Origin of the sequence: Glutamicibacter sp. NPDC087831 (assembly GCF_044742845.1) — a bacterium.
Taxonomy (GTDB): Bacteria; Actinomycetota; Actinomycetes; order Actinomycetales; family Micrococcaceae; genus Glutamicibacter.
This window is the reverse complement of sequence record NZ_JBIUVH010000008.1, coordinates 1-20,744: the sequence shown is the minus strand read 5'-3', so window position 1 is coordinate 20,744 and position 20,744 is coordinate 1. Positions and strand designations below refer to the sequence as shown.

General features: G+C 61.4%; 20 protein-coding genes. 9 read left to right on the top strand and 11 right to left on the bottom strand.

Features of this window, described 5'->3' with window-relative positions; all coding sequences use genetic code 11:
- Nucleotides 1-8 precede the first annotated feature (8 nt).
- From pstA to pstS, 3 genes are all read right to left on the bottom strand, one after another.
- Nucleotides 9-1,148, bottom strand: a complete 1,140-nt coding sequence (gene pstA, locus ACIOJF_RS17435) for a phosphate ABC transporter permease PstA (RefSeq protein ID WP_105659001.1) — start codon at nucleotides 1,146-1,148, stop codon at nucleotides 9-11.
- Complete coding sequence (pstC, locus tag ACIOJF_RS17430) at nucleotides 1,148-2,083, bottom strand: phosphate ABC transporter permease subunit PstC (RefSeq protein WP_402741976.1); 936 nt, start codon at nucleotides 2,081-2,083, stop codon at nucleotides 1,148-1,150. The genes pstA and pstC overlap by 1 nt, the downstream gene beginning before the upstream one ends.
- A gap of 119 nt (nucleotides 2,084-2,202) precedes the next feature.
- Nucleotides 2,203-3,318 carry a phosphate ABC transporter substrate-binding protein PstS gene (gene pstS, locus ACIOJF_RS17425; RefSeq protein WP_105659003.1) on the bottom strand — a complete coding sequence of 372 codons (1,116 nt, stop codon included), beginning with the start codon at nucleotides 3,316-3,318 and terminating at the stop codon, nucleotides 2,203-2,205.
- 326 nt (nucleotides 3,319-3,644) lie between these two features.
- On the opposite strand from pstS, the gene ACIOJF_RS17420 reads away from it, so the two are divergent.
- Genes ACIOJF_RS17420 through disA form a run of 3 tightly spaced genes read left to right on the top strand, consistent with a single transcriptional unit; the run spans nucleotide 3,645 to nucleotide 7,211 of the window.
- Entirely contained in the window at nucleotides 3,645-4,673 is a 1,029-nt protein-coding gene (locus ACIOJF_RS17420; RefSeq protein WP_286134711.1) for an aromatic acid exporter family protein, read from the top strand.
- 35 nt (nucleotides 4,674-4,708) lie between these two features.
- Nucleotides 4,709-6,103 (top strand): DNA repair protein RadA, encoded by a 1,395-nt coding sequence (radA, locus tag ACIOJF_RS17415; RefSeq protein WP_105659005.1) that lies wholly within the window; start codon nucleotides 4,709-4,711, stop codon nucleotides 6,101-6,103.
- A gap of 34 nt (nucleotides 6,104-6,137) precedes the next feature.
- Nucleotides 6,138-7,211 (top strand): DNA integrity scanning diadenylate cyclase DisA, encoded by a 1,074-nt coding sequence (disA, locus tag ACIOJF_RS17410; RefSeq protein ID WP_105659006.1) that lies wholly within the window; start codon nucleotides 6,138-6,140, stop codon nucleotides 7,209-7,211.
- Nucleotides 7,212-7,217: 6 nt separating this feature from the next.
- Here disA and ACIOJF_RS17405 read toward each other — a convergent pair whose 3' ends face one another.
- Nucleotides 7,218-7,835, bottom strand: coding sequence for a hypothetical protein (locus ACIOJF_RS17405; protein ID WP_105659007.1), 618 nt, complete (start codon nucleotides 7,833-7,835; stop codon nucleotides 7,218-7,220).
- Between the two features lie 123 nt (nucleotides 7,836-7,958).
- On the opposite strand from ACIOJF_RS17405, the gene ACIOJF_RS17400 reads away from it, so the two are divergent.
- Together ACIOJF_RS17400 and ACIOJF_RS17395 are read left to right on the top strand one after the other, a co-directional pair.
- Nucleotides 7,959-8,867, top strand: coding sequence for an A/G-specific adenine glycosylase (locus ACIOJF_RS17400; protein ID WP_105659008.1), 909 nt, complete (start codon nucleotides 7,959-7,961; stop codon nucleotides 8,865-8,867).
- A gap of 64 nt (nucleotides 8,868-8,931) precedes the next feature.
- Complete coding sequence (locus ACIOJF_RS17395) at nucleotides 8,932-9,732, top strand: DUF1206 domain-containing protein (protein WP_133835038.1); 801 nt, start codon at nucleotides 8,932-8,934, stop codon at nucleotides 9,730-9,732.
- A 5-nt stretch (nucleotides 9,733-9,737) separates the two neighbouring features.
- Here the strand turns inward: ACIOJF_RS17395 and ACIOJF_RS17390 are convergent, their stop codons facing one another.
- Nucleotides 9,738-10,247, bottom strand: coding sequence for an amino-acid N-acetyltransferase (locus ACIOJF_RS17390; protein WP_105659010.1), 510 nt, complete (start codon nucleotides 10,245-10,247; stop codon nucleotides 9,738-9,740).
- A gap of 130 nt (nucleotides 10,248-10,377) precedes the next feature.
- On the opposite strand from ACIOJF_RS17390, the gene ACIOJF_RS17385 reads away from it, so the two are divergent.
- From ACIOJF_RS17385 to ACIOJF_RS17370, 4 genes are read left to right on the top strand one after another with little or no spacing between them, the layout of a single operon-like run.
- Nucleotides 10,378-11,595 carry an MFS transporter gene (locus ACIOJF_RS17385; RefSeq protein WP_402741975.1) on the top strand — a complete coding sequence of 406 codons (1,218 nt, stop codon included), beginning with the start codon at nucleotides 10,378-10,380 and terminating at the stop codon, nucleotides 11,593-11,595.
- A gap of 57 nt (nucleotides 11,596-11,652) precedes the next feature.
- A complete protein-coding gene (locus tag ACIOJF_RS17380) occupies nucleotides 11,653-11,997 on the top strand; it encodes a helix-turn-helix domain-containing protein (protein ID WP_402741983.1) in 345 nt (114 codons plus the stop codon).
- Nucleotides 11,998-12,045: 48 nt separating this feature from the next.
- Nucleotides 12,046-12,468 (top strand): VOC family protein, encoded by a 423-nt coding sequence (locus ACIOJF_RS17375; RefSeq protein ID WP_105659013.1) that lies wholly within the window; start codon nucleotides 12,046-12,048, stop codon nucleotides 12,466-12,468.
- Entirely contained in the window at nucleotides 12,465-12,911 is a 447-nt protein-coding gene (locus ACIOJF_RS17370; RefSeq protein ID WP_105659014.1) for an iron chaperone, read from the top strand. The genes ACIOJF_RS17375 and ACIOJF_RS17370 overlap by 4 nt, the downstream gene beginning before the upstream one ends.
- A 32-nt stretch (nucleotides 12,912-12,943) precedes the next feature.
- On the opposite strand, the gene ACIOJF_RS17365 is transcribed toward ACIOJF_RS17370, so the two are convergent.
- The 6 genes from ACIOJF_RS17365 to ACIOJF_RS17340 form a co-directional block, all read right to left on the bottom strand.
- Nucleotides 12,944-13,411: a hypothetical protein gene (locus ACIOJF_RS17365; protein WP_105662701.1), complete on the bottom strand. Its 468-nt coding sequence runs from the start codon at nucleotides 13,409-13,411 to the stop codon at nucleotides 12,944-12,946.
- 90 nt (nucleotides 13,412-13,501) lie between these two features.
- Nucleotides 13,502-16,015 carry an ATP-dependent Clp protease ATP-binding subunit gene (locus tag ACIOJF_RS17360; RefSeq protein WP_105659016.1) on the bottom strand — a complete coding sequence of 838 codons (2,514 nt, stop codon included), beginning with the start codon at nucleotides 16,013-16,015 and terminating at the stop codon, nucleotides 13,502-13,504.
- A gap of 269 nt (nucleotides 16,016-16,284) precedes the next feature.
- The gene (locus ACIOJF_RS17355; protein ID WP_105659017.1) at nucleotides 16,285-16,605 is read right to left on the bottom strand and encodes an Lsr2 family protein; all 321 of its coding nucleotides are present in this window, start codon (nucleotides 16,603-16,605) and stop codon (nucleotides 16,285-16,287) included.
- Between the two features lie 137 nt (nucleotides 16,606-16,742).
- Nucleotides 16,743-16,910 (bottom strand): hypothetical protein, encoded by a 168-nt coding sequence (locus tag ACIOJF_RS17350; protein WP_166650875.1) that lies wholly within the window; start codon nucleotides 16,908-16,910, stop codon nucleotides 16,743-16,745.
- Between the two features lie 2 nt (nucleotides 16,911-16,912).
- The gene (gene lysS, locus ACIOJF_RS17345) at nucleotides 16,913-18,427 is read right to left on the bottom strand and encodes a lysine--tRNA ligase (protein WP_332488537.1); all 1,515 of its coding nucleotides are present in this window, start codon (nucleotides 18,425-18,427) and stop codon (nucleotides 16,913-16,915) included.
- A 138-nt stretch (nucleotides 18,428-18,565) separates the two neighbouring features.
- Complete coding sequence (locus ACIOJF_RS17340) at nucleotides 18,566-20,539, bottom strand: M13 family metallopeptidase (protein ID WP_402741974.1); 1,974 nt, start codon at nucleotides 20,537-20,539, stop codon at nucleotides 18,566-18,568.
- Nucleotides 20,540-20,744 lie beyond the last annotated feature (205 nt).

The window sequence follows — 20,744 nt, the reverse complement described above, 5'->3', positions numbered from 1 at the left end:
GCCTTAGCTCAACGGCCCTTCTTTGGGGCGAAGATCGAAGCGACCAGGCGGGCGATGAGGTTCAAAGCCATGACCATGAAGATCAGCAGCAGGGCAGCAGCCCAGGCGCGCTGCACCGACGGGTCGATGTTCGTCGGGCTGGTCGGAGTCAGGATCTGGTAGTAGATGAACGTCGGCAGCGTGGACATCCAGTTTGCGAAGACGTTCATGTTGATCTGGCTTGCGATGCCTGCGGTGACCAGGATTGGCGCGGTCTCGCCGATCACGCGGGCGATGGCCAGGGTGACGCCCGAGGCGATGCCGGAGATCGCGGTCGGGATGACGACCTTCAAGATGGTGCGCCAGCGGCGCACGCCCAGCGCGAAGGAAGCTTCACGCAGTTCGTTGGGAACGATCTTGAGCATTTCCTCGGTGGAGCGGACCACCGTTGGGATCATCAGCACGCTCAACGCGACCGCCGCGACGATGCCCATGCGGGCGTTCGGACCCAGGATCATGCCGAAGAAGGCCGCTGCGAACAGGCCGGCAACGATCGAAGGAATGCCGGTCATCACGTCGACGAAGAAGGTGATCGCCTTGGACAGCGCCTTGCCCTGCCCGTATTCCACCAGGTAGACAGCGGTCAGCATGCCCACTGGAACGGAGATCAAGGTGGCCCACAGGGTGATCAGCAAGGTGCCCATCACCGCGTGGTACGCGCCGCCGACTACCGGGGTGCCATTGGCGACGGATTCATTGTCCACCGCGCCGGTCACGCCGTTCATGGAGCTGAACAGGAAGTGGCTGTTCAGGCCCGGCATGCCCTTTTCCAGCACCGTATAGAGCACGGATACCAGCGGGATTACGGCGACGATGAACGCCGCGTAGATCAGGTAGGTCCACATCGCGTTCTTGCCGCGGCGCTTGCCTTCAGCTGCGGTGGTGATCACGGAGGCGGCCACCAGGAAGATGAGCGCCGAGTAGATGGCGAAGGAGGCAACGTTGAAGCCGGTCAGCGTGGACGCTGCCGCGCCGACAATGATGGCGCCTGCGGCGATCGCCCAGATGGCCCACTTCGGCAGCTTGCCCTTGGCCAAGGAGTTGCGCTTGCGCACCGGTGGAGTCGGGGCCCCGGGCCTGTTGCTCTGGTTAGTAGTCATGGTGCTCATCAGTTAGCTCCCGAGAATTCCTTGTGGCGGGCGATGATTCCACGAGCGATCATGTTCACGACCAGGGTGATCAGGAACAGGACCAGGCCGGCGGCGATCAGCTCTGCCAGGCGCAGGCCGAAGGCCTCAGGGAAGTTCAAGGCGATTTCCGCGGCGATAGTCTGGTTGCCGGTCTTGATCAGCGATGGGATCAGGTTGCCGGTGGAGAGCACCAGCGCAACGGCCATGGTCTCGCCCAAGGCGCGGCCCAGACCCAGCATGACGGCGGAAATGATGCCCGGACGGGCGAACGGGATCACCGCGGTGGTGATCATTTCCCAGCGGGTTGCGCCCAGTGCCAGCGCGGCTTCCTCGTGCAGCTTGGGAGTCTGCAAGAAGATCTCGCGGCTCAGCGAGGTGATGATCGGCAGCACCATCACGGCCAGCACGATGCCGGCGGTGAGCATGGTCTTGCCGGTCTGGCTGGCGGGGCCTTCGAAGATGGGGATGAAGCCCAGATTCTTGGCCAGCCATTCGTAGCCTGGAACCAGAGCCGGAGCGAGCACCATGTAGCCCCACGCGCCGTAGATCACCGAGGGGATCGCGGCGAGCAGATCGATCAGGTAGCCCAGCGGGCCTGCGACCTTGCGTGGAGCGAAGTGCGAGATGAACAGCGCCACGCCGATGCCGATCGGGGTGGCGATCAGCAGCGCGATAGCCGCTGCGATCACGGTGCCGATAACAATCGGCCAGATGTAAGCGAAGAATCCTGCGCCGCCGGAAATCTCCGCCGGATCGGCGAAGAACGTCGGCAGGGCTTGGATCAGCAAGAAGACCGCGACCGCGAAGAGCGTGATCAGGATCAGGGCACCGGCGCCCAGGGCGGCACCGGAGAAGATCTTGTCACCAGCGCGGCCGGAAGTCGATGACTTGCTTGTCAAAGCATTGGTAGTCATGGCTAGAGCCTTTACGAAACGGGGGTGGTGCAGTTTTCACTGCGGGGGTGGAGGGGTACTGCTGGTGCGGGTGGGTGAGTTCGTCCACCCGCACCTGGTGCCGGTTGCCCGGCGGGGTACTACTCGGCGACGGTGATGCCGTCGATCGACTTCTTTGCCTTCTCGGCAATGGCTGCCGAGATCGGGGCGTTGCCTGCCGAAGCCTGCGCGGTCTTCTGGCCATCTTCGGAGATGACGTAGTTGCCGAAGGCCTTGACCAGATCGGCTGTTGCCTGGTCCTTGTAGCTGCTGCAGAAGATGTGGTACGAAACCAGGACGATTGGGTAGGTGCCCGCTTCGGTGGTGTCGCGCTCCAGGTCCAGAGCCAGGTCGTTCTCGGCTGCGCCTTCAACTGGGGTTGCGGTCTCCAGGGCCTTGGCAGCTGCTTCAGCAGAAATCTTGGTGTATTCCTCGCCGACCTTCACGTTCACGGTGGACAGGCCGCCCACTGCGGAGAAGTCGGCGTAGGTGATTGCGCCGTTGGTGGAGGTGGTGGTCGAAACCACGCCAGAGGTGCCCTTGGCATTCTCCGACTGGATGTCGCTTGGCCAGTCGCCGGAAACATCGTAGCTCCAAACGTCAGCCGCTGCGGCCTTCAGGTACTCGACGAAGTTCTCGGTGGTACCGGACTCATCATTGCGGTGCACCACGGTGATTGCGGTGTCCGGGAGTTCAACGCCTTCGTTCTGCTTGGCGATAGCCTCATCGTTCCACTTGGTGATTTCCTTCTTGAACACCTTGGCGATGGTGGCTGCGTCCATGTTGATCTCTTCAACGCCTTCGAGGTTGAAAGCGATCGCGATCGGCGAAACGTAGGCCGGGATGTTGAATGCGCCTTCTGGGCCGCAAACTTCCTTGGCCTTTTCGGCTTCGTCTTCCTTCAGGTATGCATCCGAGCCGGCGAACTGCGCGCCACCTGCCAGGAATGCTTCGCGGCCTGCGCCGGAGCCATCTGGCGAGTACTGCACGTTGGCTTCCGGGTTGGCGGTCTTGAAGCCGGTGGTCCATGCTTCCATGGCCGAGTTCTGGCTGGATGCGCCGATGCCGGTCAGGGTTCCGGTGACACCGGATGCTGCCGACGCCTCGGCACCTTCAGAACCTGCTGCGGCGGTTGGGTTATCCGAGCCGCAAGCGGTCAGCGCGAGTGCCGCTACGGAAAGAACAGCAGCTGCGCTGCCAAAGCGATTGAGCTTCACGAGATTTACTCCCCATGTTGGTAGATCGATGTAAAACCTTCAGCGGCGTCTTCCCGCTTCATCTACGACGTTAAAGATCGAAAGTAACCAGCTCCCCCGGCAAAGGTGAACATAAGGTTAACAACATACCCGAAGCCAAGTGATCCTGCTCACCAGCGCAATATCCCGGCAGCTTCTGCCACCTGCCGCCGAACACGTGGAAGACTGAAGCCATGGCAACTGGGCGGAAAGTGAAGCGCATGCCAGCGCATCTATTCGGATTCATAGCGCAGCGCAATCGCGCTGGGCTGATACGCTCGCGCAACTCCCTGCCTAGAATCCTGCGCATGACGCTTGGCGCAATCGGAGCCTTTTGGATCGCCGAAAGCATCTGGGGACATTCCCAGCCGATTTTCGCAGCCACCAGCGCGCTGGTTTCCCTGGGCTTCGGCGCCTCCACCACCGTGCGCAAAACCGCCGAAGTCGCCCTGGGGTGCACCCTGGGGGTGGCGCTGGGCGATACCCTCATGCACTGGTTCGGGCAGGGGATCTGGCAGGCCGCACTGGTGATGTCGCTGAGTCTGGTCATTGCCCGCTATTTGGATTCCGGTGCCATCTTCTCCACCCAGCTGGGCATGCAATCGGCGCTGGTAGTGCTGCTGCCCATCAGCGCGGATGGGCCATTTGCCCGTTCCATCGATGCCCTGACCGGGTCCCTGCTTGCCCTGCTGGTGATTATTTTCTGGCCTACCGACCCGCGGCGCAGCCCGGTGTCCGCGTTATCGGATCTGTTCAAGGAGCTCTCCGAAGCGCTTTTGGAATGCGCCTGGGCCATCCGCGACGATGACCGGCGCGCAGCCTTCCACGCACTGATCAAGGCTCGCGGAACCCAGAAGTACCTGGATATGCTGCCAGCCGCCTTCCGCGCTTCGAAGGAAATCGCAACGATTTCCCCCACCGGGCGTCGCCACCGCCATGAACTGAACCGGCTATCCAAGCGTTTCAACCACTACGACTGGGCCGCCCGCAACTCGCGGGTCTTCGCCCGGCGCCTTGCTTCCGTGCTCAGCAACAGCGCACTGACCCCGGAAGGCGCGCAAACCTTGGCTCCCCTGATGCGCGAGCTATCCGAGGCGGTCAACACCTTGGCGCACTCGGTGCGCGAAACCACGGTGGCTGGCCAACGCAAATACGAGAAGGCCGCCCAGCTGCAGCTCGAAGGCGTCGCCGCCCAACTGGATCCGCGCGCCCTGGGAGTTGAGGGGCTCCAGGGCGAAGGCCTGGTCTTGCTGCTGCGCCCGATGGTGGTGGATCTGCTCGAAGCGGCAGGCCGCGAACACGAAGAAGCCATCGAAGTGCTGCCCAAGCTGTCCTGAACGAAAATGTCCGCATAGCTCGATAGCATTGAGCCATGGCCAAAACCTCCACTCGCAGCAAGTCTTCCGCATCGTTCAAATGCTCTGAATGCGGGTGGACCACGATTAAGTGGGTGGGCCGCTGCGGCGAATGCCAGGCCTGGGGCACTGTCGAAGAAGTGGGTGTCGTCTCCGCCCGTACCGTAGCCGCGGCCAAGGTGGCCCACCCAGCCAAGCCGATCGCGCAGATTGACGGCTCCGAAGCGGCCTTCCGCCCCAGCGGCGTCTCCGAACTTGACCGCGTGCTCGGTGGCGGCCTGGTTCCGGCAGCCGCGATCCTGCTGGCCGGCGAACCTGGCGTGGGCAAGTCCACGCTGCTCTTGGACGTTGCCGCGAAAGCCGCGCAAACCGGCTTGCGCGTGCTCTATCTAACCGGTGAAGAGTCCGCCGCGCAGGTAAAGTCCCGCGCCGAACGCATCAACGCCATCGCCGATACGCTGTTCCTGGCCGCCGAAACCGACCTGGCTCTGGCCTTGGGGCAGATCCAGGAGATCGATCCGCAGCTGCTGATCCTGGACTCGGTGCAGACCTTCTCCTCGGCAGAGGTGGACGGCGCTGCCGGCGGCGTTTCCCAGGTGCGCGAAGTCGCTGCCTCGATCATCAACGCGGCCAAGACCCGAGCCATGTCCACCATCATGGTCGGCCACGTGACCAAGGAAGGTTCGGTCGCCGGCCCACGGCTGCTCGAGCACCTGGTGGACGTGGTCTGCCAGTTCGATGGCGAGAAGCATTCGCGGTTGCGCATCCTGCGCGCGCTGAAGAACCGCTACGGAGCCACCGACGAGGTGGGCTGCTTCGATTTGAATGAAGACGGCATTGAATCGCTGACCGATCCTTCCAAGCTTTTCGTCACCCGAACCCGCACCCCGGTGCCGGGCACCTGCATCACCGTCACGATGGAGGGCCGCCGGCCGCTGGTTGCCGAGGTGCAGACCTTGCTCTCGCGCAGCAATGCCCCTGCTGCCCGCCGGGCCACCAGTGGCTTGGATGCCGCGCGGGCGCAAATGGTTGTGGCGGTGCTGCAGGCCCGCGCGCATATGGATCTGTCGTCCATGGACTCGTATATCGCCACCGTGGGTGGCGTGAAAATTGCCGAACCCGCCTCGGATCTGGCCTGCGCGCTGGCATTGGCTTCTTCGATGAATGAATTCCCGCTGCCGCAGGACTTCGTGGCCTTCGGCGAAGTCGGCTTGGCCGGCGAAGTTCGGCAAGTACCGGAAATCTCACGGCGCATCACCGAGGCGCAGCGTCTGGGCTTCTCTTTCGCGATGGCTCCGGCCACCCCGGAACCGTTGAAGAATATCCCCGAGGGCATCCGCGTATTCCAGGTGGAGAACATCGCGCAGGCGCTGGATATTGCGTTTAACCAGCGACAGAAGCCCGCAGGATAAACTTGATTGTTGCTGCCCGCCGAAAGGACGCAAGTTGAAAGCGCACCCAACCCCCGGATTCCTTGCCGTTCTGGCCCAGATTGCCCCGGGTACCGAGCTCGCCCAGGGTCTTGAACGGATCCAGCGCGGCCGTACTGGCGCTCTCATAGTGCTGGGCCATGACAGGCTCGTGGAGTCGATCAGCTCCGGCGGCTTCAGGATCAACACCGAATACACGCCTACACGCATCCGCGAACTGGCCAAGATGGACGGCGCGATCATTCTGGACGGCACAGGACGCCAGATCCAGCAGGCCGGCGTGCAGCTGATGCCGGATGCGCAGATTGAAACCCAGGAGTCCGGCACCCGCCACCGCACGGCAGAACGCGTAGCCGCGCAAACCGGGTTCCCGACGATTTCGGTTTCGCAGTCCATGCAGACCATCACCCTCTATGCCGACGGCGAGCGCCATGTGCTCGAGCCAGCCGAGCGCCTGCTGGCCCGCGGCAACCAGGCTATTGCTACCTTGGAACGGTACCGCCACCGCCTGGACCAGGTCACCAGCGCCCTGTCAGCTGCGGAAATTGAAGATGTCGCCACCGCGCGGGAAGTGCTCGCTGTCTTGCAGCGCACCGAGATGCTGCGCCGTACCAGCGAAGAAATCTCCCGCTACGTGCTGGAGCTGGGCATCGATGGGCGCCTGCTGGCGGCCCAGCATGCGGAATTGCTCTCCGGCATCCAGGCGGATAACCAGTTGCTCCTGCGGGACTATTCCGACGCTGAAGGCCAGGAGCTGGATATCGAGCGTGCCCTGGAGACGCTGCATGAAGTTTCCGATGCCCAGCTCATTGAGCTTGATGGCCTGACCAAGATCCTGTTCCCGCACTCCACCATTGGCCAAGACGACCAGCTGACCCCGAAGGGCTACCGCCTGCTTTCGCAGATCCGCACGGTGCCCAAGCTGGTCGGGGACCGCCTGGTGGCGTCCTTCGATAACTTGCAGCTGCTCATGGCAGCGTCCACCAGCCAGCTCATGGAAATCGAGGGCGTCGGCGAGCAGCGTGCACGCTCCATCCGGGAAGGGCTGGCCCGCATGGCCGAATCCTCGTTGCTGGATCGCTACATCTAGGCGTTTTCACTCCAAGGTGAAGGTGACCGGCTCCGAAACGAAGTCGCCGATAGCGGCGGTGAACTTGTAGGTTCCCGGACGCGGCTGCACGCTGACCGACTTGCACCCGGGAGCCGAACGCTCGCGGTTCCAGGTGAAGCGCGCGTTCTCCTTCTGCCCCGGCTTGAAGGCCAGATTCACATCTTCTGCGCCATCCAGGCAATCGATGGTGGAGAAGATGCGGTCCGCGCCGCTGGAAACCAGGAACTCCTGCTGCGTGGTTCCGACGTTCAATTCGCATTCGCGCTTGGAAACATTTTCGATGCCCAGCAGCAAGGTCGGCTTCTTGTCCGAGGCGTAGCTTTTCGCATCGGTAGTCGCAGTAATCTCGACCTCGTCGCTCTTGCACTTCTTGGCCGCAGCTTCGTCGTCTTCCGGCTCTGGCGATGGCGAAGGAACCGACTGGGTTTGCTGGGCGCTTGGCTCATTGCCTGCAGTTTTCTTCTCATCAGGGGAGAACAATCCGGCCAGCGCAACGACGCCCCAGACAAGCAGGCCGACGAGCACCAGGGCAAGTACTGCCACGGTGATCCGCCTGCGCCGGTAGACGCTGGCCGATGGTTTCCCCCCTGATGCGTTGCTCATGGCTTAAGGCTAATTCATTTGCCTGCCCGAAGCCGGTAATGGCGTAGGATCCAGGGCAAATCACGTTCTGCAATCCATTCCCGCTGATTCCGGGCGGACGGTGCGCTGGCTTAGAGTGGTGGGGTGCAGCAAATCCACAACACCATCAACACCTGGTACCTAGAGAACGCCCGCGACCTGCCTTGGCGACGCCCCGGAGTGAGCGGCTGGGAAGTCATGGTCAGCGAGTTCATGCTCCAGCAGACTCCGGTAGTTCGTGTCTTGCCGGTTTGGGAAGAATGGATGCGCCGCTGGCCACGGCCGCAGGATCTGGCTGCGGAACCGCTGTCCGAAGCACTGAAAGCGTGGGGACGGCTGGGCTATCCGCGGCGCGCGCAGCGCTTGCATGCCGCCGCCGTGGAGATCACCACCGAGTACAACGGCGAAGTCCCGCGCACCGAAGCCGAGCTCCTGGCCTTGCCGGGCATCGGCTCCTACACCGCGGCCGCCATTGCCTGCTTTGCCTTCGGCGAGCGCACCGTTGTCGTGGACACGAACATTCGCCGCGTGCATGCACGGCTCTTTGGCGGCATGGCATTGCCCGAGCCAAGCCCGCGTGCCAGTGAATTCGCCCGGGCTGCAGAAGTCCAGCCCGAGGATCATCAGGCAGCGAATCTGTGGAATATTTCGGTAATGGAACTCGGTGCCCTGGTGTGCACCGCTCGCAGCCCGAAGTGCGAGCAATGCCCGGTCTTCCAGCAGTGCGCATGGATTGCCCAGGGGCAACCGGCCCCGCACTACATCCCGAAGGGACAAGCTTGGAAGGGTACGGACCGGCAGGTCCGCGGCGCCATCATGGCGATCCTGCGCGAGCATGAGCAGGCGGTGCCAGAGCAGTCCTTCCTGGCCGAGCTGTCCCATGAATCGCATGCAAGGTATGTGGCGCTTGACCAATTGCAATCACCATTGGAGCAGCGTGAACGGGCACTGGCCGGGCTGCTCAAAGATGGCCTGGCGATCGCCGAAGAAGATGGAATCCGCCTGCCTTCGTAGCATCGGCCCGGAACGAGCCAGAAGCGGCTAGCTTTATGCCCTGATGCCTACCTATGCTTAGCCCATGAACGCTTCAGTTGATCCGGCCGCTGCTGTTCGCCACGTAGCCAAGCACCCATGGTTCGAACGCGCCGCACGCCTGGGATACGTCGCCAACGGCGTACTTCACGCAACCGTGGGAATCCTCGCAGCTTTCGTCGCTGCCGGCGGCAAGGCGGAAGCCGATCAGGGCGGAGCCATGGGCGCCTTGGCAGAGCAGCCTTTCGGCATGGTCTTGCTGTGGATCTGCGCAATCGGCGCACTATTGCTGGGCCTATGGTCCTTGGCGCAGGCCTTCTTGCCCGAAAACGAGCTGAAGGGCAGGCTCAAGTCCGCGGCCATCTCGGTGTCCTTCTTGGCTGTCGGCTTCACCTTTGGGCGGTTTGCGGTGGGAATTCCCAGTGATTCGGGAAAGACTGCCACCAGCTTCAGCGGAGAAATGATGAAGACCGGACTTGGCCGGGGGTTGCTGATCGCCTTGGGCCTGGGGCTGCTGGCCATGGCCGGCTACTACATCTACAAGGGTGCCACCCGGAAGTTCTTGAAGGATCTCTCCGGTTCCGGAAATACCGAGGTATCGCGCGCGATCAAGCACTCGGGCATGCTGGGCTATCCTGCCAAAGGCGTAGTCCTCGGTGCCGTGGGCCTGCTCTTCATCGTGGCCACGGTACAGCGCGACCCGGAAGAGGCCAGCGGCATCGATGGAGCGCTGAAGGCCATCCAGGATCAGCCGTTTGGGCCGGTTGCCCTGGTTGCTATCGGTGCGGGCCTGGTTTGCTACGCGCTGTACCTGGTATTCCGTGCGCGCTACGACCGGATGGACTAGAAGTATCAGTCCAGCGTAATGATCATCCGGGTGTTGCCCAAGGTATTCGGCTTCACGCGGGCGAGGTCCAGGAATTCAGCAACGCCTTCATCCCGGGAGAGCAGGATCTCCTGGTATACCGCTGGATCCACGGCGCTCTGGTCAGCCATCACCTTGAAGCCTTGGCGTATGAAGAAATCCACTTCGAAGGTCAGGCAGAAGACGCGGCCAACCCCGACTTCCCGGGCACGTTCCAAGAGTTCGGAGAGCAGGACATGGCCTACGCCCTTGCCACGCAGCTCGCCCGAGGTCGCCAAGGTACGGATTTCGGCGATGTCTTCCCAGATGACGTGCAAACCGCCGCAGCCGACAACATTGCCGTCCGCGTCCTCGGCGACCAGGAATTCCTGGATGGACTCGTAGTAGGTGACCGCTTCCTTATCCAGCAGGATCCGTTCCTCGGCCAACGGGCGCACAAGATTGCGGATAGCGTTGACATCACTGGTTCTGGCTGAGCGGACGGTAAAAGAGTTCACGTTCTAAATCCTATGCCCCACCGTTTGCAGAATCGAAGCAGATGCCGGATATGTCATTGAAGGAACATCCCGCAACACGGTGTGCCAAGATAAACTTGAACATTGAAGTCGCACTGGAGCAAGGATGAGGATGCCAGCTAGAACAGCACGCCCCGGATTCGGGTTGCTTGCCATCCTCCTATCCGCCGTCGGCATCGCTCCCCTGCTTAATTACGGGTTGAACGCCACCAGCGACCTGGTCATCAGGGATTTGGGAATCACCGAATCCCAGTTCGGCCTGTTGGCGACAGTGTGCTTCGGCTGCGCCGCACTGGGTAACGCCGTCTTCGGGAAGTTCTCCGACAGGCAACCGGATACCAGGCTGGTCCTGCTGATCTTCGGCACGACGGCGGTCGCGCTGGGCTTGGCAGCCATTCCCGCAGGCTACGTCTTGCTCCTGGCGGCTTCCGGTTTGGCCGGCTTCGCCCAGTCATTCCCCAACGGGGTCACCAACCGCATTCTGGCCCAGCGCGTCCCTAGTGCCCAGCGCATCACGTGGACCGGCATCAAGCAGTCTGGCGTGCAGGTTTCACAGCTCGTAGGCAGCGTGGGGTTCCCGCTGCTGGCTGCATTCATTGGCTGGAACGGAGCATCGCTGGCCGGCGCCGTGCTCGCCGCGGTCCTCGCGGTGATCGCTGTACGGGTTATCCGCGCGACTCCCATGCTCGCCGCGCCTGCCCCGCAGAAGGCGGCAGCGGGCGCGAGCCAGCCGGTGGCTGCGGCCGCCCCCTCCACGAAGTTCGTCATTTTTGCGCTGGCCCTATTCGGTTTCATCAACGGTGTCGGCGTACAGGCGACCAACGTCTACCTGGCGCTCTTTGCGGTCCGCGAGCTGGACTTCTCCTTGGTCGCTGGCGGCCTGACCGCCGCGGTCGCTGGCGTCATTGGCGTTTCCGCCCGCGTCGGATGGGGGCAGATGATGTCACGCGGCGTATCAGCTCCTAAGCTCTTGCTGCTGCTGGCGTCGCTGGCCACTGCGGGCGGTGCCAGCTTCCTGATGGCCCAGCAGCTGCACTCGGTGGCCTTGCTCTGGCTAGCGGTCTGCCTGCACGGCGCCTCGGCCCTGGGAGTTTCGGTAGTGCTGATGGCGGGCTTGCTGCGGGTGATCCCCGCAAGCCGCCTGGGAAGTGCCAGCGGAATCGTCTCGGCGGGCCAGTTTGGCGGTTTCACAGTGGGGCCCTTGGCCATGGGCCTGCTGGTCGGCTCGGCCGGTGGCTTCACCGCGGGCTGGATCACCGTCACCGGGATCTACCTGTGCTCAACGGTGCTGGGTGCATTCCTTGTCCTGCGAGCCAGGAACCGGGGCTAGCCGGTGGATGCCGAAGCGCTGAAAACCCTGGCGCACCTGCGCCGGGCCAGGGACCTGATGGACCGGCACTATGCGGAACCATTGGATGTGCCTGCGTTGGCCCAGCGTGCTTCCATGTCTCCTGCTCATTTTTCCAGGGAGTTCAAGCGGGCCTATGGCGAGACCCCGCATGCCTATTTGCTCACCCGCCGTATCGAGCGCGCCATGCATCTGCTGCGCGCATCGGTCTCGGTAACAGATGCTTGCATGCAAGTGGGATGGACCTCTCTGGGTTCCTTCAGCACGCGCTTCACCGAAGTGGTCGGCGAAACTCCCTCGTCATACCGGGAACGGGACCATTCAGCCACCGAGCCGATCCCTGCCTGCATCGCCAAGATCCTTTTGCGTCCCGAGAGATTCTGAGCAGTTTTGAAGAAGCGCTATCTGGTCGGCGCTCCCTAGGCTGGAGCCATGGCAAGCATTTCAATCAATCATGTCCCTTTGACCGTGCTCGATGTGGATGAGGCGCTCGCGTTCTACCGCGATGCGCTGGGCTTCACGGTCCTCTCCGATGTCGCCAACGGCGGCTTCCGCTGGGTGTCCCTTGGCGGCTCCGACGGCGCCGGCACCAGCCTGGTGCTTTCGGCTCCGGGCGCTGGCCGGTCAGCTGCCGATGCGCAGGCCTTGGCCGAGCTGGTAGCCAAGGGCGCGATCGGGCCGCTGGTGCTGTCCACCAATGATCTGGACAAGGTCTTTGAAACTTTGAGCGCGTCGGGCGCTGAAGTCCTGCAGGAGCCAATGGACCAACCGTGGGGTCCGCGCGATTGCGCCTTCCGCGATCCTTCGGGAAATATGGTCCGTATCAACCAAGCAGTTCAGGGAGAAGAAGCATGAGCAGTTCAGAACAAGAAGGCTTTTCAGCCGCCGAGAAAGCCGCGATGAAAGAGCGGGCCGCTGAGGTGCGCACTTCGAAGAAGCGCATGACCAAAGCCGAGAAGGCGGAACAGGCCCGCAAGGAAGTGGAAGAGAAGATTGCTTCCTTCGAGGGCAACGACAAGGTGCTTGCGCAGAAGCTGCACCGGATCATCACCGAGACGGCTCCGGAATTGGAGCCGAAAACCTGGTATGGCATGCCCGCTTACGCTTTGGACGGCAAGATCTTGTGCTTCATGCAGGATGCCAAGAAGTTCGGTACCCGCTACCTGACTTTCGGCTTCAACGATGTTGCGCAGCTGGATGAGGGCACCCTATGGCCCACCTCGTTCGCCATTACCGCGCTTGATGGGCAGCTCGAAGAAATGCTTGCCGAGTTGGTAGCCAAGGCGGTGGCCCGCTAAGCCCAGCACGCCCGGAGGGAATCGATTGCTCTTCAGGCGTCGAGGCTTTCTTGCTCCGCCTGGGGCAATGCCTTTGCCAGCAGCGAGGCGGAAAGCGCGAAGACCCCGATCAGCCCAAGCAGTCCCATGCCAATAGGCAGGGTGCCTTGCTGCGCGGCGTCTTCTCCCATGGCAGCGAGAAGCATGGCAGCGCCCAGTCCGAGGATTCCGAAGCCAGCGGCCAGGAAGCAGACCACAATCGATTTCGGTCCCGGGTTCCAGTGCCCCAATGAGGTGAAGTCGCGGTAGGCAATGATGCCGATGGCAATACTGAGCGTGCCCGCGGCACCAATCACCAGCACCACCAGCCACGTTGGGCCGTATCCGGCTCCGTCGGTGCCGGCATGGCGCACCAATTGTCCAGGAAGCTGGGGACGGAGGAGAAGGTACAGGGCTGAATAGGCCATGACTGCGAGGCAGGAAGCGGCAATCAGCTGTTGCCCTTTGCTTCGCTTCTTCATGTGTTGAGCCTACGACATGGCCGGATTAAAGCCAATAGCCGTGGAACTGAACGTTGTCAGTTCCACGGCTATGGGTTATGCCTCTGCGGCCTAGCTTTCCAGTGCTGCCGGTGCCGGCTCGCCTTCCAGCTGGCCGGTGCCGCCTTCAGCGTGGAAGACGAACTTGCGGCTCTCGCCTTCGCCCTCGACGTCGACGGTGACCTTCTGGCCCGCAACGATCTGGCTGAAGAGGATGCGCTCGGAGAGCTGGTCCTCGATATCGCGCTGGATGGTGCGGCGAAGCGGGCGGGCACCCATTGCTGGATCGTAACCGCGCTGGGCCAGCAGGCTGCGGGCAGCCTGGGTCAGCTCGATGGTGATCTCGCGTTCTTCCAGGCGCTTGGCCAGGCGTGCGATGAACAGGTCGACGATTTCTTCGATCTCGTCCTGGTTCAGCTGCGGGAAGACCACGGTGTCATCAACACGGTTCAGGAATTCAGGGCGGAAATGCTGACGCAGTTCTTCCTGGACCTTGGCCTGCATGCGCTCGTAACCGGTCTTGGTATCCGCGGCCGACTGGAAGCCGGTCATCACACCCTTGGAGATGTCGCGGGTACCGAGGTTGGTGGTCATGATGATGATGGTGTTCTTGAAGTCCACCACACGGCCCTGGGAGTCGGTCAAGCGGCCGTCTTCCAGGATCTGCAGCAATGAGTTGAACAAGTCGGCATGCGCCTTCTCGACCTCGTCGAAGAGCACTACGGAGAACGGACGGCGGCGGACCTTTTCGGTCAGCTGCCCGCCCTCTTCGTAGCCGACGTAGCCCGGAGGAGCACCGAAGAGCCGGGAAACGGTGTGCTTCTCCGAGTATTCGGACATGTCCAGGGTGATCAGCGCGTCTTCTTCACCGAAGAGGAACTCTGCCAGCGCCTTGGCCAGCTCGGTCTTGCCTACACCGGTTGGGCCGGCGAAGATGAACGAACCACCTGGGCGGTTCGGATCCTTCAGGCCTGCACGGGTACGGCGGATCGCCTGGGAGATGGCCTTGATCGCCGAGTCCTGGCCGATGACGCGCTTGTGCAGCTCGTCTTCCATGTTCAGCAGGCGCGTGGACTCTTCCTCGGTCAGCTTCACAACCGGGATGCCGGTGGAGTTGGCAAGTACCTCGGCAATAAGGTCCTCGGTCACCTCGGAGACTTCGTCCATGTCGCCATTGCGCCAGGACTTCTCCTTCTCGTTGCGGGCCTCAATCAGCTTGGATTCCTTATCGCGCAGCGAGGCAGCCCCTTCGAAGTCCTGCGCGTCAATCGCAGCTTCCTTCTCCAGGCGCACGGTGGCGATTTCCTCGTCCATTTCCTTCAAGGCCGGAGGAGCGGTCATGCGCTGGATGCGCAGGCGTGCGCCCGCCTCGTCGATCAGGTCCACGGCCTTGTCCGGCAGGAAGCGATCGGAGATGTAGCGGTGCGCCAGCGTGGCAGCGGCCTGCAGTGCACCATCGGTGATGGTCACGCGGTGGTGCGCCTCGTAGCGGTCGCGCAGGCCACGCAGGATCTGCGTGGTCAGCTCCACCGAAGGCTCCTTGACCTGGATCGGCTGGAAGCGGCGCTCAAGCGCTGCATCCTTCTCGATATTCTTGCGGTACTCATCCAAGGTGGTGGCACCGATGGTCTGCAGTTCGCCACGAGCCAGCATCGGCTTGAGGATCGACGCTGCATCGATGGCGCCCTCGGCGGCACCAGCACCAACGAGGGTGTGGATCTCGTCGATGAACAGGATGATATCGCCACGGGTGCGGATTTCCTTGAGGACCTTCTTCAGGCGTTCCTCGAAGTCGCCGCGGTAGCGGGAGCCGGCCACCAGGGAACCGAGGTCCAGGGTGTACAGCTGCTTGTCCTTGATGGTCTCGGGCACATCGCCGCGCACGATCGACTGGGCCAGGCCCTCGACGACTGCGGTCTTGCCGACACCAGGCTCGCCGATCAGCACCGGGTTGTTCTTGGTACGGCGCGAGAGGACCTGCATGACGCGTTCCATCTCGTGCTCGCGGCCAATCACTGGATCGAGCTTGCCCTCGCGGGCAGCTGCGGTGAGGTTGCGGCCGAACTGGTCGAGCACCGCCGAGCCTGCCGGGGTGCCTTCCTGCTGTCCGCCCGAGCTGACGCCAGCGGAGGCAGTTTCCTTGCCGCCCTGGTAGCCCGAGAGCAGCTGGATGACCTGCTGGCGCACGCGACCGAGGTCAGCGCCCAGCTTCACCAGTACCTGGGCTGCGACGCCCTCGCCCTCGCGGATCAGGCCGAGCAGGATGTGCTCGGTACCAATGTAGTTATGCCCCAGCTGCAGCGCTTCGCGCAGCGAGAGCTCCAAAACCTTCTTGGCGCGAGGAGTGAACGGGATATGACCGGAAGGCGCCTGCTGGCCCTTGCCGATAATCTCCTGAACCTGCTCACGAACGGCACCCAGCGAAATATTCAGCGACTCAAGCGCCTTTGCGGCGACACCGTCGCCTTCGTGGATTAGACCGAGCAACAGGTGCTCGGTGCCGATGTAGTTGTGGTTGAGCATGCGCGCCTCTTCTTGGGCGAGCACGACAACTCGACGGGCACGGTCGGTAAATCTCTCAAACATCTTCGGCACACTCCTTGCTTACCAATAATTCGATGCTACGCACCAAGCGCCGGCAATGCGCCCTTGTTCGCCACAGGGATAACCGAAGCGGTCCCCTGGTACCGGAAATCCGTAATTGAGGTGCAATTAATTTCCAGATTTACTTGGCTCGCCAATATTGCGATGTTCAATGAAAGTATTGGATGAATTACGAACGTCGTTATAAGAATAAGAGCCGGCACGCATTGCGTGCCGGCTCTTATATTGAGACTTGTTGAAAACCTCGCAAATTACTTCGCGCGGTTTCGTCCGCCCTTGCGCATTGCAGCATTGTAGGCATCTACAACTTCTGCATTAAGGCGTCCGCGTGCGTTGACCTTGATGTTGTTTTCCTTCGCCCATGCGCGGATTGCTGGAGCTTCGCTCGCTGCAGTCTGCTTCGACGAGCGCGCCGCATCGATGTACGGCTCGATGGCTGCATGGAACTGAGCAGCATGCTCGTCGTTCAGGTCGATTTCAAAATGCTGACCAGCGACGCTGAATGCAATAGATTCAGTCGCCTCGCTACCATCAATATCGTCGATCAGGGCAATTTGAACCTGACGTGCCATTTAGGAATTCCTCCGAGCTTGAATGTACTGGACCAACTGACATTCGATCATCAGCCCATTTCAAACAACAAGCATATACAAATAGCCGCACTAAACTCTAATTATCATCAGAATTCACAAGGTTCTTTCAGGAAAGACTAATTCTCGTTTACTGGATTATTAGAATCCGAGCGATTTTGAATTAGCGCATCAGCTTCAGCTTCAGCTTGGCGTTCTTTTCGATCCGCGTTTGTAATTGCTTTCATCACGTACCAGAAAAGCAGCGCCAGGCCGATTGTCGGGACGATCGCCTCAATATATGGCATTCCTATGCCTCCGGCTTTAGGAGTGGGAACAGAATAGTTTCACGAATACCGACGTTGGTGAAAAGCATAACCAGACGATCGATACCCAAACCGATACCGCCCATCGGCGGTGCACCGTATTCCAATGCACGAAGGAAGTCTTCGTCAAGCTGCATTGCTTCCGGATCGCCGCCAGCAGCCATCAGGGACTGCTCGGTCAGGCGCTCGCGCTGGATCACCGGGTCAATCAGCTCGGAGAACGCGGTACCGCGCTCCATGCCGCCGATGATCAGGTCCCAGGCCTCGATGACTCCCGGCTTCGAGCGATGCGGGCGTGCCAGCGGCTGTGCCAGTGGCGGGTAGTCGCACACGAAGGTCGGATCGATCAAGGTCGGCTCGACGATTTCGCCGAACAGCTCGATGACCAGCTTCTGGGCGCCCCAGGCTGGATCGATCTTCACTTCGTGCTTCGCAGCGACTTCGCGCAGCACCGAAGCTTCGGTTTCCGGGGTGATCTCCACGCCGACAGCTTCGGACAGGCCAGGGTAGACGCTGACCCAGCGCCATTCGCCGTCCAGGTTAGCGGTGCCCTTGGGGGTCTCGATGGTGCGGCCGGCACCAATGGCATCAGCGGCATTGAGAATGATTTCCTTGATGCGATCGGCCATGACGTACTGGTCGGCGTAGGCTTCGTAGGATTCCAAGGTGGTGAATTCCGGCGAGTGGGTCGAGTCGACACCCTCGTTGCGGAAGATGCGCCCCACTTCGAAGACACGGTCAACACCGCCAACGACGCACCGCTTGAGGTACAGCTCGGTTGCGATGCGCAGGGTCATTTCCTGGTCAAAGGCGTTCAGGTGCGTCTTGAATGGACGGGCCGAAGCGCCACCGTGAACCAGCTGCAGCATCGGGGTCTCAACCTCGACATAGCCACGGTTCTCCAGGGTGTTGCGTACGGCGCGGACGATCGCGGCGCGCTTGTAGACCATTTCGCGGGCCTCGTTGCGCACGATCAAATCGGCGTAGCGCTGGCGCACGCGGGTCTCTTCATTCAGATCGGCGTGCAGCACCGGCAGTGGGCGCAGGGCCTTGGAAGCCATTTCCCAAGCGTCTGCCATGATGGACAGCTCGCCGCGGCGCGAGGAGATGACCTTGCCGGTCACGAACACATGGTCGCCCAGATCGACGAGCGACTTCCACTGGGCCAGGCGCTCTTCGCCAACGTTGGCAAGCGAGAGCATGACCTGCAGGCGAACCCCTTCGCCCTTCTGGCCGCCTTCCTGCAAGGTGGCGAAGCACAGCTTGCCGGTGTTGCGCATGAAAACGATGCGGCCGACGATGCCGACGACGTCTTCGGTCTCTTCACCAGCTTCGAGGTGCTCGTACTTGTCGCGGATTTCCTGCAACGAGTGGGTGCGAGCTATGCCTACCGGGTAGGCTTCCTCGCCCTTGGCCAGCAGCTGGTTGCGCTTATCGGTGCGCACCTGTCGCTGGTCGTTTGGATCTGGGGCCTGTGCGGAATTATTTTCGGAAGTCACAATAGACCATTCTACGTGTCATGGCGTGCAGTTGAAGCCCTTCATGATCAGCCTTACACAGTGATGTTGGCCCGCAACGCAGGATAGGGCAGGGGCAAAGCTGGCTTTGCCCCTGCCCTATCCATTCAGTTATGCGGTTTACCAGATTTCTACGCGGTCAGCTGGATCCAGCCACATGCCATCGCCGGGCTTGGTGCCGAAGGCCTCGTGGAAGGATGCCAGGTTCTTCGGAACCTGGTTGCAGCGGAACTCCCCGGGTGCATGCGGGTCGGTGGTCACGCGTACCACCGCGGTCTCCGGACGAATCAGCGTGCGCCAGCATTCGGCCCAGGAGTAGAAGAAGCGCTGGTCTCCGGTGATGCCGTCGATCACTTCATCTTCCTGTATGCCAAGGGCGGCCAACTCGAGCTTGTAGGCCTTGTAGGCAATGCCCAGGCCACCGAGGTCGCCGATGTTCTCGCCCAAGGTCAGTGCACCGTTGACGTTGTGTTCCGGGGCTTCTGAAGGGGACAGCGCGTTGTACTGGCCCACCAGCTTGGCGGTCAGCTTCTCGAAGGAAGCCCGGTCCTCATCGGTCCACCAATTGGTCAACTGGCCAGTGCCATCGAACTGCGAGCCCTGGTCATCGAAGCCGTGGCCGATTTCGTGGCCGATGACCGCGCCGATGCCGCCGAAATTCGAGGCGATGTCGCGGTTCACGTCGAAGAATGGCGGGCGCAGGATTGCCGCTGGGAACGCGATTTCGTTCAGCAGCGGGTGGTAGTAGGCGTTCACCGTCTGGGGGAACATGAACCACAGTTCGCGATCCACCCCGTCATCGATCTTCTTCAATTCACGAGCGAACTCGAATTCGTTCGCCGAGGCAATATTCGCGATGACGTCCAGTTCATCAGCCTGGATGGCAGAGTAGTCGATCCATTGGTTCGGGTAGCCGATCTTCGGACGGAACTTGGAAAGCTTATCCAGTGCCTTTTCGATGGTCTCCGGGCCCATCCAGGACAGTTCGCTGATCGAGATGCGGTAAGCCTCGATGAGCCGTTGAACCAGCGCGTCCATGGCGTCCTTGGCCTCTGCAGGGAAGTGCTCAGCCACGTACAGCTGGCCGATGTCTTCGCCTACAGCACCTTCGGTGAATGCGACACCTCGCTTCCAGCGTTCCTTGAGCTGTTCCACGCCACCGAGCTTGGCCGAGTAGAAGGAGAAATTCTCATTGACGAATGCGCTGGACAAGTAGGGAGCGAACGAGCGCAGCACCTGGACCCGCAACCAGTTCTTCCAGGCATCCAGCGGCTGGGAGCCGAATAGCTCAGACAATCCCTGAAGGTAGCTTGGCTGCCAGACGACAACTTCGCTGTAGTACTTCGGCTCAATGCCGGCGCCTGCCAGCCAGGTCCTCACACCCGGGAAAAGCGCGGAAAGCTCCTCATCGGACATCAGGTTGTAGCGTGCCTGAGCATCGCGGACCTTGACCCGGTCCCAGTGATGCGAGGCCATGGCCTTCTCGAGCGCTACGACATGTGCGGCCGCGGCTTCGGCATCAGCAATACCGCCAAGGGCCAGCAGGCGGCCAAGGTGGTCCTGGTAGTCGGATACGGTTTCAGCGAACTGCTCTTCGCGATAGTAGGACTCATCAGGCAGGCCCAGGCCGCCTTGCAGGAAGGTCAGCAGGTTCCGGTCCGGATTGCCGGCGTCGTTCATCGCGCCGATATCCATGAAGCCGCTGATGCCTTTGCGCTGGAAGAAACCGCATACTTCTAGCAGCTGTTCGGTGTTCTGGATATCCGAAATAGTATTCAAGAAGACAGCAACCGGATCGGCACCGCGTTCTTCGATAACGGCTTCATTCATGAATGAGCTGTAGAGGCGGGCAATGCGCTGGGTGGCGGCGTCAGTTTCTGCACCGGAATCGACCTTCTGCACTGCTTCATTAATGATTCCGTGGACCGCAGCCTCAGCCTGGTCGCGGAGTTCCATGAAGGAACCGTAAATTCCTTGATCTCCTGGAATTGTTGCTGTCTCGAACCACTTGCCATTGCTATGGCGGTAGAGATCGTCCTGGGGACGAATTGAATCGTCGCGGTATGTCAGTGGACTCGTAGTCTCGGTGGTCAAGGAAAGCCCCTCGTGTAGAAGATCTTGTTATTTCTACTACACACCTTATCTACATCCATGAAGATAGGAAGGGTGAGGACCGCCGATGCGCGTACGGCTTAAATAGTCTGGTTAAACAGGTGAGGCCCCGGCACCAAACGGTACCAGGGCCTCAAACCATCTACTCAAGTTAAGTCCGGCGGTGACCTACTCTCCCACACCCTCA

Bases quoted from the DNA above. Each gene is read 5' to 3' on its own strand.
- pstA (WP_105659001.1), bottom strand. From the start codon at position 1,148: ATGAGCACCATGACTACTAACCAGAGCAACAGGCCCGGGGCCCCGACT.
- pstC (WP_402741976.1), bottom strand. From the start codon at position 2,083: ATGACTACCAATGCTTTGACAAGCAAGTCATCGACTTCCGGCCGCGCT.
- ACIOJF_RS17420 (WP_286134711.1), top strand. From the start codon at position 3,645: ATGACGCTTGGCGCAATCGGAGCCTTTTGGATCGCCGAAAGCATCTGG.
- radA (WP_105659005.1), top strand. From the start codon at position 4,709: ATGGCCAAAACCTCCACTCGCAGCAAGTCTTCCGCATCGTTCAAATGC.
- ACIOJF_RS17405 (WP_105659007.1), bottom strand. From the start codon at position 7,835: ATGAGCAACGCATCAGGGGGGAAACCATCGGCCAGCGTCTACCGGCGC.
- ACIOJF_RS17395 (WP_133835038.1), top strand. From the start codon at position 8,932: ATGAACGCTTCAGTTGATCCGGCCGCTGCTGTTCGCCACGTAGCCAAG.
- ACIOJF_RS17385 (WP_402741975.1), top strand. From the start codon at position 10,378: ATGCCAGCTAGAACAGCACGCCCCGGATTCGGGTTGCTTGCCATCCTC.
- ACIOJF_RS17380 (WP_402741983.1), top strand. From the start codon at position 11,653: ATGGACCGGCACTATGCGGAACCATTGGATGTGCCTGCGTTGGCCCAG.
- ACIOJF_RS17375 (WP_105659013.1), top strand. From the start codon at position 12,046: ATGGCAAGCATTTCAATCAATCATGTCCCTTTGACCGTGCTCGATGTG.
- ACIOJF_RS17370 (WP_105659014.1), top strand. From the start codon at position 12,465: ATGAGCAGTTCAGAACAAGAAGGCTTTTCAGCCGCCGAGAAAGCCGCG.
- ACIOJF_RS17365 (WP_105662701.1), bottom strand. From the start codon at position 13,411: ATGAAGAAGCGAAGCAAAGGGCAACAGCTGATTGCCGCTTCCTGCCTC.
- ACIOJF_RS17360 (WP_105659016.1), bottom strand. From the start codon at position 16,015: ATGTTTGAGAGATTTACCGACCGTGCCCGTCGAGTTGTCGTGCTCGCC.
- ACIOJF_RS17355 (WP_105659017.1), bottom strand. From the start codon at position 16,605: ATGGCACGTCAGGTTCAAATTGCCCTGATCGACGATATTGATGGTAGC.
- ACIOJF_RS17350 (WP_166650875.1), bottom strand. From the start codon at position 16,910: ATGCCATATATTGAGGCGATCGTCCCGACAATCGGCCTGGCGCTGCTT.